The following is a 14757-nucleotide window of genomic DNA, read 5'->3' on the forward strand; positions in this document are numbered from 1 at the left end:
TGCCTGTGCCTGACATTATTTACTGTATTTATCCACAAGCTCCTGTGCTTTCTTACAGAAATCGTCCACTGTGATCTCATCCTTCATGCAGGACTGGTAAATAGTTCCCATATCTGTGATGAATTCCATGGTCTGGGGAAGCATGGGACGTCCTGCCACATTGCATTCCTCTGCGTATCTGCTGTACATTTCCTTTGCAGGATCTGTGTCCGGAACCACCTTCGCAGCCACGTCAGCTCTGGCGGGATAACGGTCAAATGCCTTGTAGGAGGCTTCCATACCGCCCTCATTCGCCATATATTCCAGGAATTTGACTGCTGCCTCTTTGTTCTCGGATGCTTTGTTCAGAACATAGCTCCAGGAATCCGTGAAGATGGCACGCTGGCCTTTTCCGCTGAAATCCGGTACCATTGCCATATGGATCTTGTCTGCGCCCAGCATATCTGCCTTCTCATAGTCTGTTCCCAGGCCCCACATGAACCAGCTTCCGTATTTGCCGTCATTGGCCTTTGGATTCATCTGCTCGTATTTGTCAGCGATCTGGTCAATGGGTGTCTGTCCGTTCTGCACCATGTCATGCAGGAACTGGATCGCCTCTTTGTTGGCAGGGTTGGTCCAATCGAAATAATCACCGCCGAACATGTTGACAAACTGGGCAATCTCATTGAAGACATAGGTCTTCTCCCAGGAACCGCCGTAGCCGTATCTGCCGTCCCCTGAGACAGCTTCCATGTATTTCACAAAATCCTCTTTTGTGTCAATGGATGCAATGCCCACTTCATCCATGATCTCCTGGTTCACCCAGAAAGCCAGATATCCGGAGTAGCCCGGCACACCGATAATATTTCCGTCTTTATCTGTGATCATATCCTCCAGGTAGCCCTGGGGAAATTCGCCGCGGATATCCTCTGTCATAACTGTGTCGTTTAAGCCTTCCAGCCAGCCGGAATTCTTGAATGAAGCGCTCATCTCATCGTTGATCTCAATGATATCCACGCTGCTGTCGCCTGTGGAGAGTATGGTGGTTATCTTCTGCTGGCGGGTGTCGGAATCCGTAGGAGCTGCAATGACATTGATCTTCAGCCCTGTGGCATCCTCCACATTTTTCAGCCAGTCGTCAAAGTCGGGGTCTGTGGTGTTGATGCTGTAGAGGGTCAGGTCATAATCCCCTTTTTTTGCGCTGCTGCCCTCCCCTTTCGTCTCGCTGGAATTGCCGCCGCAGCCTGCCAGCATACCGGCTGCCAAAGCTGTTGTAAGTAGAATACTAACTGTCTTTTTCATAATTCCTCCATTTCCGGCATTCTCTTTCGTGCCGTCTGCATTGTTTTTTGATAGCATAAAAATACCAAAGATATCTGTTTTTCAAAATACAATATTTTTTGATTCGTTTATATTATTTTTATCTCTGTTGAAATGGGGATTATCCGTGTTTTATAATGGGAACCATTAAAATATATGAAGAAGGAGTCAGGTATGAAAAAAATTTCTGACAGAATACGGTCCGTCTTTTCCCATTTCCAGGCAAAACTGCTGCTGGCCTTTCTGGTCTGCACCCTGCTGCCCCTGGGCACCCTTGGTTTTATCTTCTACCATGTGACCTATCAGATTGCTGAGGATAAGATCATGAGCTCTGCCCTCCTGGCGGATGACCAGCTCAATGTACAGATGAATGACCGCATACGGCAGACGGAAAATGTGGCGGATTCCATTCAGTATGATATGTATACCCTGTCACAGACGGACAGCTCATCCACACAGTCCCTGTCTGTGTTCGGCAGCGTGAGAAATGATATCTCCATGTTCAAGACTACATTCGGCTATTACCATATTTCCATATTTCTGCCCCGGGAGCAGACAGGGGCAGGGGAGGGGCTTTATTTTTACCCTCTGGAGGATCTGGAGAGCTTCCGTATCCCCCGGCAGAAACGGCTCAATCCCGGAACGGATTCTATCTGGTTCTATCATCCGGATATGCAGATCCCTTTCATCCTGTCAGACGGCTATACAGCCAGGGATGTGATCGTCTGCTGCCGCCTCCTGCGCAACCAGGGAACGGGAGCCACAGAGTATGCCTACACGATCCTCATAGACCCGGCTGAGTTCTCCGATGCCCTTGCGGACACATTCAGTGATACGGATATCACAAGCTATCTGGCAGCGGAGGACGGCACCATCATGGCACACAGCGATGCGTCCCTCTGCGGCACGGTCCTGGATCAGGATACCCTGGACCTGATCTCCCGGGATGAGGCGGAAACACAAAAGGCCGGGGATATCAATTACCACACTGCCAGGCTGGACAACGGCTGGTATCACGTTACGGAGATTCCCGGCAGCTACATACGGAAAAACACACAGATTCTGTTAAAGACCCTTGTATTTACCCTGCTGGTATCCCTGCCGCTTACGGTCCTTGTCATCATTATGATCTCAGGCAATCTGACCAAACGGCTGAAGAGGCTTTCCCTTGCCATGGAATCCTTTCATCTCGGAAAGAATACCCCTTCCCCGGTACCGGAGCTGGTTTCCGCGGCAAAGTCTCCCTCCTCCTATGACGAGATAGACCGGCTGGGGATCACCTTCCAGAACATGCAGGCATCCCTGAATCAGAACATGGATTCCATCCTGGAACTCTCCCTGTCAGAGGAACGGCTGAAATACCAGCTTCTCCAGTCTCAGATCAACCCGCATTTTCTCTACAACATTCTGGGTTCCATCAAGACCTGCATCAGCCTGGACCGCCTTAAGACCGCGGATGAGATGATCACAGACCTGACCCGCTTTTACAGGCTCACCCTGCGCAAGTCCGGGGATCTGATCGCCATCCGGGATGAGCTTGAGATCGCGCGTCTGTATCTGGAAATGGAAAAGCTGTGCCACGGGGACAGCCTGAGCTGGGAGATCCGGGCGGAGGACGGCATCCAGAACTTCCTTATATGCCGCTTTACCCTGCAGCCTTTCCTGGAAAACAGTATCCAGCACGGCATTTCCCGGCAGACCCCCTGTGTGCACATTTCCCTGGATGTCTCTTACGGGGATGATACGGTCATCATCACCATAACCGACAACGGAGCCGGCATTGCCCCCAGGCAGCTTGAGGATCTGCGCGCCACACTGGAAAACAGGACGGTTGACTATCAGAAACATTTCGGCATTGGAAACGTAAACAAGAGACTCTCCAGTCCCTCCTTCGGCAACGGAACCGTCCGGGTGGACAGCCGACTCAACGAGGGGACTGAAATTGTGATCACATTTGAACAGATGGAGGACAGCGATGAAGAAAGTAATGATTGTGGATGACAATGCGCTCTCCGCAGAGGGCATTGTAAGAAATATAGACTGGGAGCTTCTGGATGCGGAGGTGGTCCATGTGGAGAACAACGGGGATTCCGCCATTGAATCTATGCGGCGCGCCCCTGTGGACCTGATCATCTCGGATATTGAGATGCCCAACCTGGACGGCATTTCCATGAGCAGCCTTGCCCTGTCCGTCAATCCCCTGGTGAAGATCATTCTCATCAGTGCCTATGACAAATTCGAGTACGCCAAACGCGCCATCCGCCTGGGTGTCTGCGACTATATTGAAAAACCTCTGGACTACGGCTACCTGACAGAGAAAATACGCAACGCCTTCACTGCCATTGACAGGGAGCAGCACAACCGGGAGCTTGTGGAGCAGAGCCGCCCTCTGATGACGGAAAAATTCTTTTCGGACCTTCTTCACTATTCCGGCAAGGACGCGGCCGGACATCTGGGGCGCTATCCGGGATACCTGAACTTAAACCTTGACTTTTCCTGTTTTAATGTGCTGAAGCTGGAGGTAGAAAACGCCTCCCAGGCGGAAGACGGGCTGGGCATCACTCAGTACCAGATCGAGCTCTTAAATGTCTGCGATCTGTTAGGAGAACAGTGCAAAGGCTTCGGGCAGGTTTATTTTGTGAAGGAATTTAACGGCATCATCGCCATACTTGCCCAGAACACCAACAGTCCCGGGCATTTCCTTCAGGCCGCCCACAAGGCTGTTGCAGGCCTGATGGAGAAGTACCGGGAAGGGGTGTTCTCCCTGAACGTGGGCATCGGCACTGTGGTGGAGGATTTCTGGGATCTGCATATCTCCTACGAAAATGCCTCCCATGCGCTGAAATACCGGTTTTTCTTTCCTCATAAAAATATTTTTGATGCCCGGGAGGCTCTCGGACGGGAGTTCAGCCTCTTCTCTTTCTCCGAGTCAAAGGAGGAGGAGCTGATCCGCCTCCTCTGTCAGAAAAACGCCCCTGCCATTGAAGAGTGGCTCAGAGGATTCTTTCAGGAGGTGTCACTGAAATACCAGACCAAGAATATAGTGTTCATAAGGATCTACTCCCTTCTGGGCCGTATCCTGAAATTCTTGTATGAGCTGAACATTGACACCGGTGACCTGGAAAATGACATTATTTCCGTTTACAACCACTTTGAACTGTTTCACACTTACGAAGAATTTTTCAAATGGATGAACCATCTCTGTCTCCAGGTATGCGAGAAGCTGGACACCTCGCTGCAGACCTACCATGACCAGGTCTGTGAGCTGGTTCTCTGCTACATCAGGGAAAATTATGAGGACAATACCCTCTGCTTAGGTGACATTGCCGGACATGCCAATGTAAGCCCTGCTTATCTCAGCGCCCTCTTTAAAAAAGTGTATGGGCAGAGTATCAGCGACACCATCACTGCCCTCAGAATAGAAGCGGCCTGCCAGTACCTGAAAAATTCCACCCTGTCTCTGAAGGAGATCAGCAGCCGGTGCGGATATGCCAACCAGTATTATTTCAGCAACAGCTTTAAAAAGAAAATCGGAATGTCGCCCTCCGCGTACAGAGAACAACATTCCGAAATATAATTTGTAACTACTCAGCCAGCTGAACAGTTACTATAATTTTACATTATGACAGGAGCGTCATCCGATTCCTTTATAGATGAGGCCCAGTATAAATACGATGACTGCCAGGGGCACGTACAGATACTTTGCAGCCACTTTAAAGGCTTTCGGAAGGGGCTTTTTCCTGCCCTCCTCCAGCTCTTCCCTAATCTTGTCAAATCCAAGGACATAGTAGATGGAAACAGCTCCCAGCACGGCTCCGAACGGCACGATGATGATGGTGATAAAATCCATCCAGTGCCCCACCTTAGACTCCTCCTCCAGAAGCAGCCCTACTGCAAGTGCAACACCGCCGCAGAGGGCAACTGCTTTTGTCCTCTGCAGACCGAACTTCTGCTGCCAGCTCTCGATCACCGCCTCAAACATATTGATGAGGGATGTGATACCCGCAAAGCAGACGGAGAGGAAGAAGATCACGGCAAAAAGCCGGCCCATGGGCATCTGCTTGAAGATATTCGGTATCGTAATGAACATCAGGGACGGACCTGCGGATGGCTCGATCCCGAAGGCAAACACAGCCGGCATGATAGCCAGGGCTGCCAGCATGGCCGCTATGGTATCAAAGACTGCTGTCTGTATGGAAGATTTGGGTATATCTTCCTTTTTGCTCAGGTAGGAGCCGTAAACGATCATGCCCGAACCTGTGATAGACAATGAGAAAAACGCCTGTCCCATAGCCATGACCCAGGTATCCACCTTCGCCAGCGCCTCCCATTTGGGCACGAACAGGAAACGGTATCCCTCATGGGACCCCGGCAGGAAGAACACTCTCACTGCCAGAATGGCAAAAAGGATGAAAAACAGGGGCATCAGTATCTTATTCGCCCTCTCAATCTGATTCACCGCTCCGGTGATCAGGATGATCACGGTAATGGCAATGACAAGAACATGCCAGGGCAGGTTTTTCATATTGGCTGTTACCTGTCCGAAAAATTCTGCGGAATCCTCTATGAGCACTGTATTTGTCACAGAGCCTGCCAGGAAGCGGAGCACCCAGCCGATGATAATGGAATAGCCGATGGCGATCCCCAGAGAACCTAACAGCGGAATCCAGCCCAGTACCTTTCCGATCTTTCCCTTCTTTCTGGATTCCCAGCAGTATTCGTAAGAGCCAAGGGTACCTGTTCCCGCCCGGCGCCCTATGGCAAACTCAGCCGACAGGCCGACAAAACCGAACAGGCAGATAAAGAAGAGATACGGGATCAGAAAAGCCGCGCCTCCGTATTCTCCCAGTCTGTATGGGAACATCCATATATTCCCAAGCCCCACCGCAGAGCCCACACAGGCCAGTACAAAGCCCAGGGAATTGGTGAAGCTGCCGTTATTGTGTTTCTGCATTTTCTTTTCCTCCGTGTGATCCGGTACCGGGGCAGCCAGCTTTTGTCCCCTGACCGGTTGATGCGTTAGCTTTTTGAAGTATGTAGCTTTAATGTATCAAAGACAGGAGGAAAAGTCAAATCCAGTTTTATCAGCTCTGTTTCTGACGATTTTTTTACATATATGCCGTATAATGGATAATAAAATATATTTCAAAGGGGAAAATATGGATACCTTTATCTTTGTACTGGAAATAATAGGCACAGTGGCTTTCGCCTCATCAGGGGCAATGATCGCCATTGAGAAAAAAATGGATATCTTCGGGGTTAATATTCTGGGAGCTACCACGGCGGTGGGCGGTGGTATGATGCGGGATATTATATTGGGAATCACTCCGCCTACCGCATTTGCCAAGCCGGTGTATGTGCTTTTTGCCATACTGACTTCTACATTGCTTTTTGCTATTACTTATACGAATCCGGAGATTCTTAAATCAAGGGCTAAGAATAAGTATTATGATAACGTGATGATGCTGTGTGATACTCTGGGGCTGGGGATTTTCACGGTGGTGGGGATTCAGGCAGCAGCCAGTGTGGTGACGGATAATAATACGTTCTTTTTTGTGTTTGTGGGTGTGCTCACAGGTGTCGGCGGGGGCGTGCTGAGGGATATTATGGCAGGGGAGACGCCTTATATTCTGGTAAGGGAGATTTATGCGTGTGCTTCTATTGCCGGCGGGATTGTATGTGTTGTGTGCAGGGATTCTATGGGGGAGCCGGCGGGGGTTATTTTGGGGTTGATCGTTACGGTGGTGATTCGGCTGCTGGCGGCTTATTTTAGGTGGAATTTGCTGCGGGTTAGATGAAGAAGGGCGGACGGGATGCCGGGGCGGTGTCTTCCTTTGACAGCCAGCTCCGTTCACCTCCAACTAACCGTTAACTGCAACTAAGACGCTCCGGAAGAGCCGTCGCGCCTAAGTTTCCGTAAACGGTGGATTTTCCGGTTCACTGCCGCAATGTCTGTCAAAGGAAGACACCGCCCCGACATCCCTGACACCATCTGCGGGAGGTATAAAAGATAAAAAGATAAAAACATCTTGACGATTCTCATCGTCTGACATTATAAATAAAAATGTGGAAAGAGGGAAATGATAGTGGTATACTATTGGACGGGAACGCGATAGGTTTTGCGCGTTATAAAAAATGAAAAGGAGATTCCGACAATGAGTAAAATTGATGAAGTAAGAAAAGCCATGGTCGCTGCTATGAAAGCCGGTGAGAAAGAACGTAAGGATTCTTTGTCCATGCTGCTGTCAGCTCTGAAAAATAAAGCCATTGATAAGAGAGAAGACCTGACTGAGGCGGAAGAGAATGAAGTGGTGTTAAAAGAGATCAAACAGACAAAAGAAACTCTGGAAATGACTCCTGCAGATAGAAGTGAAATTATTGATGAGTGTACAAAGCGTATTGCTGTCTATGAAGAATTTGCTCCGAAAATGCTGAACGAGGAGGAGATCAGGGAAGTGATCGCCGGTGTGTTGAAAGAGCTGGAGATTGAGGCTCCTACCGGTAAGGATAAAGGAAAGATCATGAAGGTCCTGATGCCGAAAGTAAAGGGAATCGCAGACGGCAAGCTGGTGAACCAGGTGTTGGGAAGTATGATGAATTAAGGCAGCTGTTCAGGCGGCCGAATGGTTATGGATCAGGAAGAAAATGGGACAGACGTACCGGTGATTTTACAATTATCCGGTATGTCTGTCCCTTGTTTTATGAGATTCCTTTTCTCACGTAGTCTTTTGCACGTTCCAGGGCTTCCACTACCCGGTCACAAAAGGCGTCAAATTCCGGGTCCTCTTTCTGGCATTCCGGATGGGATGCAATGTAGGCAAGGCTTTCCCGGACACCCTGGTCGAAGCGTTTTACGGCTGTGAAGCCGGGTACCAGGCGTTTCAGTTTGTCATTTAGAAATACCACGGAGTTGGATTTATCCCCCATCATGCTGCCGTTGAAGTCGTAATCGCTGCAGGCATCCAGGAAATCACTGGAGACGCGCACCGGATGAAGCGGTACGCCCAGTGCGTCCGCAACTGTCTGATAGATCTGGTTCCAGGTCAGAGTCTCATCTGAGGTGATCTGAACTGCCTCGCCAATGGCATGGATGTTTCCCATAAGGCCCACAAAGCCTTTTGCAAAATCGGAGTTGTGGGTAACCGTCCAAAGTGATGTTCCGTCTCCCGGTATCAGCACCGGTTTTCCCTCTTTGATCCGTTTGACTACCTGGTAGCTTCCGTTGTCGCCGTGAAGTCCCATAGGGATGCTGCGCTCGTCATAAGTATGGCTTGGACGTACTATGGTCACGGGAAATCCTTCTTCCCTGTATTTCTCCATAAGAAACGCCTCGCAGGCGATCTTGTCCCTGGAATACTGCCATTTTGGGTTGGCAAGCGGGGTTCCCTCTGTCATTCTGTAGTCAGAAGGGGGCTTCTGGTATGCGGACGCGGAGCTTATGAATATATACTGTCCGGTCCTTCCCTTAAACATCCTGTAATCACGCTCTACGTGCTCCGGCACAAATGCTATGAAGTCTGCCACCACGTCAAATTTCATGCCCTCTGTAAGCCTGCCTATCTGCTCCTCATCCTCAATATCTCCCGTAAGCCCGATGGCTCCCGGAGGCAGCTCCCCGTTTCGTGTTCCCCGGTTCAGCAGGTACACTTTGTGTCCCTCTGTCAGCAGCCTTCTGGTAATCGCCATGCTGATGGTTCCGGTGCCTCCGATAAATAGCACTCTCATCTCTCTTTGTCCTCCCGAATCATAAAATTACCGGTTTGATGTACACCCGGTCTGTAAGTTTTATTATATCCCGGGAAACCGCGGCACACAAGCATTACTCGGTAAAAAAGACGAAGGCACCTATAAGGGCCGGAAAAAATGTCACCGCGAAGCGGAATATGAGAATGGCAGACAATACCGCTCCCTGTCCGGTCAGAGGTGAAAAAAGAAGATAAAATATGCCTTCCACAGACCCAAAGCCCCCAGGCACGGGAATCACGCCTGACAGCATGTAAGAAACTGCAGTCAGAGGCAGCACTGTGTCAAAGGAAATTCCGTTCTGTCCGCAGAGCATGACACAGGGAATCAGATACCAGCATGTCATTTTCGCAAGACTGCATAGAAAAATTTCAGCCAGTCTTTTTCTGTCATAGAGAAACAGATCTCTTGTTTCCTGTTGGAGAATTTCCGTCTGCTCTCTGGCTTTTTCAAGCTTTTCCTTCCATTTGGGGTGTTTTGCGGCTGCTCTATCCGCTGCTTGAAAGATACATCCTGCTGCGGTTTTCGATACACTGATGGTCAGCAGCACGGCTGCGATCAGAATGCAGATTCCGATTCCGGCAGGAAGATATGTATGGTATTTTCCCAGGAGCTGCCTGTTCTTCAGGGAGAGGAAAAGAAAGCCCGCAGTGCCGTAGACTCCGACTGCGATTCTCTGGGCCGTGTACTGCACGACCGCAGCGGAACTGGCCTTTGCGGGCAATACTTTTTTCTTGTTCAGATAAAACACCTCGGCCACGGCTGTACCGCTTCCGAACGTAACCATCCTGAAAAGTGCGCAGTAGAAGGCACAGCCGATTCCCTGCCGCACAGAGAATTCCTGTTTTGTGCGCCCTGCCAGCATTTGTATGATTCTCCCATCTATTAAGAAAAAGCAAGTGGAGAGACCCGTGACGGCCAGAACATTTTTTAAGGGAGTATGCATGATCTCCCGGGCAGTTTCTCCCCAGGAATCACGAAAATAAAACACCAGCAGAGCTGTTATCAAAACCACTATGCCATATTTTATATATTTTCTTTTTGCCATTTGCCTCACCACTTGCAATTTCGCCTGATTAACCTCTGCTTTTCCTGTTCTCCCACAGTTCGTCTGCCTTATCCTTCCAATCCTTTGCATAAGGCATACATTTTTCGCACAGATGCTCCGCGCTCTCCGGGGACTGCAGGTCTGTGGATCTGGCGCCTGTTTCTTCAACCATGGCTTTTAAGCATTCCGGATTTTCCAGCATGGGGCAGGGGCGCAGGTGATTTTCATTGAAAGGCTGGCCCCGGCGGTAAGCCCGGAAAATGGGCTGCTGAAAACATTCAAGCAGGGTGTTATTGTGTATATTGGCATCCGAATAATGGATAAACACACAGGGTTCCATATCTCCGTTGGGATTGATGTGGCAGTAGAACCTTCCCCCTGCGATGCAGCCTCCCACATACCCGCCGTCATTCTGGAAGTCCATGGCAAAAATAGGTTTCCCTCCCTCTTTTGCTCGAATCTCGCGTACCCTGTGGTACATATATTCCCTCTGTTCCCGAGTGGGGAGCAGTTCTGTGGCTGCGTCATTTCCAACCGGCATATAGTGGAAATACCAGGTGAAACGGCAGCCCTTTTCAATGATCAGATCCAAAAACTCATCTGAGCTTACCACGTCCACATTGTTCCTGGTATAACAGATAGAGGTTCCGAAGATAAGCCCGTGGGCTTTCAGCAGATCCATGGCATCCAGCACTTTTTTGTAGATACCCTGTCCTCTTCTTCCGTCGTTGACCTCCTCAAATCCCTCCAGGCTGATAGACAGAGACAGGTTCCCTACCCTCTGCATTTCCCTGCACAATTCCTCGTCTATCAGCGTGGCGTTTGTAAAAGCGTGGAATGCACAGTCACTGTGCTTTTCGCACAGACGGATAATATCCTTTCTGCGCACCAGCGGTTCCCCGCCTGTCATCATATAGAAATAGATCCCCAGTTCTTTTCCCTGGGTGATAATGCTGTCCATATCCTCAAATGTCAGATTCAGTTTATTGCCGTACTCTGCGGCCCAGCACCCCGTACAGTGGAGATTGCAGGCGCTTGTGGGGTCCATGAGAATGATCCAGGGTATGTTGGTATCCAGCTTCTCTGAAAGCTCCCTGGTCTTCTTAAACCCTGCAAATCCCGCCTCAAATCCCAGATTCAGCGCAGTCGTCTTCAGCACATGAGGGTCCAGCTCGCTCAGTGCCCTGTCAATGAACTGCATCCACTTCCCATCCTCCAGAATCAGGTTTCTGGCACCATCATAAGTCTGCTGGCGGAAGGTGTCTCCCAAAAATTTCTCAGACAGGTCCACCAGCTTCATCATATGTTCTTTCCTGTCCCTGCTGACATACTTCAGAACTCCGTCAATGGCAGTTCCGAAAGCCGCTCTTGTAGCTGCGTGTGTTATTTTACTCATACATAATCCCTCCTTGTATGAATATGATTATATGGCCCCGGTAATTATCCGTCATTGGCCACAATTTTCACACTGTCACATTTTGGGACACCCAGCGAAAAATGTCTAAAAAAAGCAGGCCTTATCAGGCCCGCTCTCACTCTCTGCTCTCCTCTATGAAATTTTCTGCCAGCGTTATGAGGATGGCATGAAGCTGTCTCAGAAACTCATCCGGCGGTATCTTCTCACCGTCACGCAGCCAGCTTATAATAGCAGCCAAAAACGCCTCGTAAAAGAAATACACAAAAAACAGATTGTATTCTCTGTCCCGGAACAGATCTTTTGTCTGGGTTTTGATCACCGGGAGCATGCTCTCAAACAGGTATTCCCTGAAAGAATTCTGTCCCTCCACCATCAGCGCATTTTCATAAAAGGTTCTCTCCCTGTAAAAATATTTGCACAGATCTTCCAGGATATCGCGCGATGTCTTATAGCGGCTCACATCCATGTTTTTCAGGAACTCCTCATAAAAGATCCAGTTCACCAGCTCATATTTGTCTTTAAAATGGTAATAAAAGCTCTTCCGGTTCATCCCGCAGCCTTCACAGATATCAGCCACAGTCACTTTGGAAAAATCCCGTTCCTCCATAAGCTTTTTCATGGACGCAGCCAGGGCATTTTTGGTAATATACGATTCCGACATAAAACTCCCCCTTTGCCTACTCCTCCGTCACAGCCTTACCCACACCTGCCGCATACACGGCACATTCATAATCAGTCTCCGCGGAGGGCCCCGGGGCAAAGCCCAGAAGCTCGTCAAGGGCATCCTGGTCATAGGCGCCGATAGCACAGGTTCCGCAGCCGACAGCCTCACATGCCAGGTACAGATTCTCACACACATGCCCTGCGTCCAGAAGGATATACTTATGAGCCTTCAGCCCATACCGCCACTCCATCCGGTATGGAACCGCGCTCCATACAAAAGTCACAGGCGCAGACGCCGCAAATCGCTGCCCGCAGAGCGCATGGGTCAGTTCTTCCTCAAAATCCTGCCTCCCATCCCACACTTCCAGCGCATGTTCCATGGGAAGATAATGGTAAATCCCCTTGTCAAGCCCGTCCACATGACTGACAAACAGGTAGGTCTCAAAGGCATGGCGGGAACCGGCTGACGGAACATTACGGAATGTGGCAAAGTTATTCTTCCCCACCACTTTCCGGATCCCCTGGGTTGCCCATAAAAGAAAAGACAGTTCTCTTAACGTGAGCGCCTCACTGCTGTATTTTCTCCGGCTCACCCTGTTCTTAAGAAGCCCGTACAGGTCCATACTGCCTGCAATGCCGTCAAAATCCGTTGTGAGAGTTATGGTCTCTCCGCCCCTTTTATCCTTCACATAAGGCGCTGCCGCAAGCTTCTGTTCCTGGTCTGTGGCCTCAGCATTGACATCGGAAACATTGTAGGCTTTCAGCAGTTCCCGGTTCTGCATGATCTTATATTTTGTCTCATCCTTCATACCCATCATCCTCCCAGTCCTTTTTGCTCTATATTATAACAAAGATCCTGCATCTGCACAATCCGTTTCCAAACCCGGACTCTACGCAGCGCTGGGCAGAACACGAAAAGAAAAGCACCGTCCCCGCAGCTCCAACTCTGCAAAAACAGTGCTTTTTAGTGCGCCTTCAGGGACTCGAACCCTGGACAAATAGATTAAGAGTCTACTGCTCTACCAACTGAGCTAAAGGCGCATACGCTTTATTTTGTAACGCAAGACATATTATAAGCGATATACTGGAAAAATGCAAGTATCTTTTTTACATTTTTTTATGTTTTTTATCATATACATGTAACACTGCAGTTCGTTAACGCATTTTCTGCCTTTTTTCGACTGCCGGCCGCAGGCCGGGGGCGGCTTTACAGCCACACCCCAAGTTCCTCTGCCAGTTCTTCCTTGCTGATTCCACCGGTCTCCCGGCTCATCACCTTACCGTCCTTGACGAACAGAAAGGTCGGGACCTGCATGATTTTATATCTCTGCGCGAGATTGATATTTTCATCCACATTGACCTTGCCGAAGAGGGCTTTGCCCTCCAGATCCTCTGACAGCTCCTCGATCACAGGTGCCATCTGTTTGCACGGGCCGCACCAGGTTGCATAAAAATCCACCAGTACAGGAAGATCCGCCCCCATCACAACCTTGTCAAAATTCTGTTCCGTAATCACTTCAACCATGATTTTCTCCTTTCCGGTTAAGCGCTCTTACGCTTTCTTATAGTAGTTTTTACTGTTTTTCCCCATTAGATCACTTTTTCTTCTTTCCAGCTGAACTTAAAAGCTTCTCCACTTCTCCGACTGATTTTAAAATATCAGCAGTTTTGCTGCCCGCTTTCCTGTTTGTATATGCCCATTCAAAGAGGGAGTTCTGCATGTTTTTCTTCTTCGCCATAGGATACTTCCTTTCAGGTAAAACTGCTTCTCTATATCATATGACGAAAATCCCGGACCGAAACCCGGCTTCTGCATCCCTATCTGGCTGTGACCAGCTTGTGTATGGGATTCCCCATAGAGGAAAATTTCTCCTCGTACTCAGTCATGACATTTCCCCGGCTCAGTTCCTCATCGTGATGCAGGTCATAGGTGCAGGCCAATAGTTTCCAGCCGGCTTCCTTTACCTCCTCCACAGAGAAATCAAAGAGGTCTCTGTTGTCTGTCTTGAACTCCACTGTGCCGCCCTCTGCCAAAACAGCATCATAGCGCTCCAGAAACTGCCTTGAAGTGAGCCTTCTCTTTGCGTGGCGCTCCTTGGGCCACGGATCGGAAAAGTTTAAATATATTCTGTCCACTTCTCCCCGATTAAATACAAGCGGCAGCTCCCTGGCATCCATTCTCATGAAAAACAGATTTTTCAGCGCCTCTGCCTCTGTTTCCCGCTCCTCCATTTTCTGGAGCGCCCGCAGAAGAACGCTGTCGTACATTTCAATCCCTACATAATTAATGTGTGGATTTTTCGCCGCCATATCCATGATAAAACGGCCTTTTCCCATGCCGACCTCTATATGGACAGGATTTCCGTTTTGAAATATCTCATGCCACTTTCCTGCATTTTCCTGAGGATTCTGTATCACATAAGCGCTCTCGGCAATGGCATCCTTTGCCCCGGGTATGTTTCTCAAACGCATTTTATATCCAGCCTTTCTCCTTGTCTTTCTTGCAGACGAAGCACGCCGGCCCCAGAGCCGGCTTTTTCCGCCTTCCTTCAGTATAACTGAAAACTTTTTGTTTTGTCAAAGATTA

Annotated in this window: 14 protein-coding genes and 1 tRNA gene; 4 read left to right on the forward strand and 11 right to left on the reverse strand. The window is 49.4% G+C overall.

Translation table 11 applies throughout. From position 1 onward, the window contains the following. Positions 1-15 precede the first annotated feature (15 nt). Entirely contained in the window at positions 16-1281 is a 1266-nt protein-coding gene (locus tag WMO65_RS10670) for an ABC transporter substrate-binding protein (RefSeq protein ID WP_207727851.1), read from the reverse strand. A gap of 192 nt (positions 1282-1473) precedes the next feature. On the opposite strand from WMO65_RS10670, the gene WMO65_RS10675 reads away from it, so the two are divergent. Together WMO65_RS10675 and WMO65_RS10680 are read left to right on the forward strand one after the other, a co-directional pair. Then, a complete protein-coding gene (locus tag WMO65_RS10675) occupies positions 1474-3300 on the forward strand; it encodes a sensor histidine kinase (RefSeq protein ID WP_187370549.1) in 1827 nt (608 codons plus the stop codon). Continuing rightward, positions 3275-4876, forward strand: coding sequence for a helix-turn-helix domain-containing protein (locus tag WMO65_RS10680; RefSeq protein ID WP_148391911.1), 1602 nt, complete (start codon positions 3275-3277; stop codon positions 4874-4876). Before WMO65_RS10675 ends, WMO65_RS10680 begins: the two co-directional genes overlap by 26 nt. Positions 4877-4933: 57 nt before the next feature. Here WMO65_RS10680 and WMO65_RS10685 read toward each other — a convergent pair whose 3' ends face one another. Further along, positions 4934-6253 carry a sodium-dependent transporter gene (locus WMO65_RS10685; protein ID WP_148391912.1) on the reverse strand — a complete coding sequence of 440 codons (1320 nt, stop codon included), beginning with the start codon at positions 6251-6253 and terminating at the stop codon, positions 4934-4936. Between the two features lie 205 nt (positions 6254-6458). On the opposite strand from WMO65_RS10685, the gene WMO65_RS10690 reads away from it, so the two are divergent. Both WMO65_RS10690 and WMO65_RS10695 read left to right on the forward strand, forming a co-directional pair. Continuing rightward, a complete protein-coding gene (locus WMO65_RS10690; RefSeq protein WP_033142726.1) occupies positions 6459-7097 on the forward strand; it encodes a trimeric intracellular cation channel family protein in 639 nt (212 codons plus the stop codon). Positions 7098-7454: 357 nt separating this feature from the next. Further along, on the forward strand, positions 7455-7901 hold the full coding sequence (locus tag WMO65_RS10695) for a GatB/YqeY domain-containing protein (RefSeq protein ID WP_033142700.1): 447 nt from the start codon (positions 7455-7457) through the stop codon (positions 7899-7901). A 97-nt stretch (positions 7902-7998) separates the two neighbouring features. Here the strand turns inward: WMO65_RS10695 and WMO65_RS10700 are convergent, their stop codons facing one another. The 9 genes from WMO65_RS10700 to trmB all read right to left on the reverse strand — a co-directional run bounded on the left by WMO65_RS10700 (position 7999) and on the right by trmB (position 14642). After that, complete coding sequence (locus tag WMO65_RS10700) at positions 7999-9024, reverse strand: SDR family oxidoreductase (RefSeq protein ID WP_103731595.1); 1026 nt, start codon at positions 9022-9024, stop codon at positions 7999-8001. 94 nt (positions 9025-9118) lie between these two features. Then, positions 9119-10090, reverse strand: coding sequence for a lysylphosphatidylglycerol synthase transmembrane domain-containing protein (locus WMO65_RS10705; RefSeq protein ID WP_187370550.1), 972 nt, complete (start codon positions 10088-10090; stop codon positions 9119-9121). 28 nt (positions 10091-10118) lie between these two features. Next, positions 10119-11486: a radical SAM protein gene (locus tag WMO65_RS10710; RefSeq protein ID WP_148391914.1), complete on the reverse strand. Its 1368-nt coding sequence runs from the start codon at positions 11484-11486 to the stop codon at positions 10119-10121. Positions 11487-11622: 136 nt separating this feature from the next. After that, on the reverse strand, positions 11623-12168 hold the full coding sequence (locus WMO65_RS10715) for a TetR/AcrR family transcriptional regulator C-terminal domain-containing protein (protein WP_033142696.1): 546 nt from the start codon (positions 12166-12168) through the stop codon (positions 11623-11625). 16 nt (positions 12169-12184) lie between these two features. Then, the gene (locus WMO65_RS10720) at positions 12185-12979 is read right to left on the reverse strand and encodes a SagB/ThcOx family dehydrogenase (protein ID WP_054350433.1); all 795 of its coding nucleotides are present in this window, start codon (positions 12977-12979) and stop codon (positions 12185-12187) included. A 159-nt stretch (positions 12980-13138) separates the two neighbouring features. Next, positions 13139-13211 (reverse strand) — tRNA-Lys (locus WMO65_RS10725). Positions 13212-13377: 166 nt separating this feature from the next. Next, positions 13378-13695 (reverse strand): thioredoxin, encoded by a 318-nt coding sequence (trxA, locus tag WMO65_RS10730; RefSeq protein WP_018595538.1) that lies wholly within the window; start codon positions 13693-13695, stop codon positions 13378-13380. Positions 13696-13765: 70 nt separating this feature from the next. Continuing rightward, positions 13766-13909, reverse strand: coding sequence for a hypothetical protein (locus WMO65_RS10735; RefSeq protein WP_156120879.1), 144 nt, complete (start codon positions 13907-13909; stop codon positions 13766-13768). A 79-nt stretch (positions 13910-13988) separates the two neighbouring features. Beyond that, positions 13989-14642, reverse strand: coding sequence for a tRNA (guanosine(46)-N7)-methyltransferase TrmB (trmB, locus tag WMO65_RS10740; protein ID WP_054350432.1), 654 nt, complete (start codon positions 14640-14642; stop codon positions 13989-13991). Positions 14643-14757 lie beyond the last annotated feature (115 nt).

This window comes from Blautia caccae (assembly GCF_040095955.1).
Lineage (GTDB): Bacteria > Bacillota > Clostridia > Lachnospirales > Lachnospiraceae > Blautia > Blautia celeris.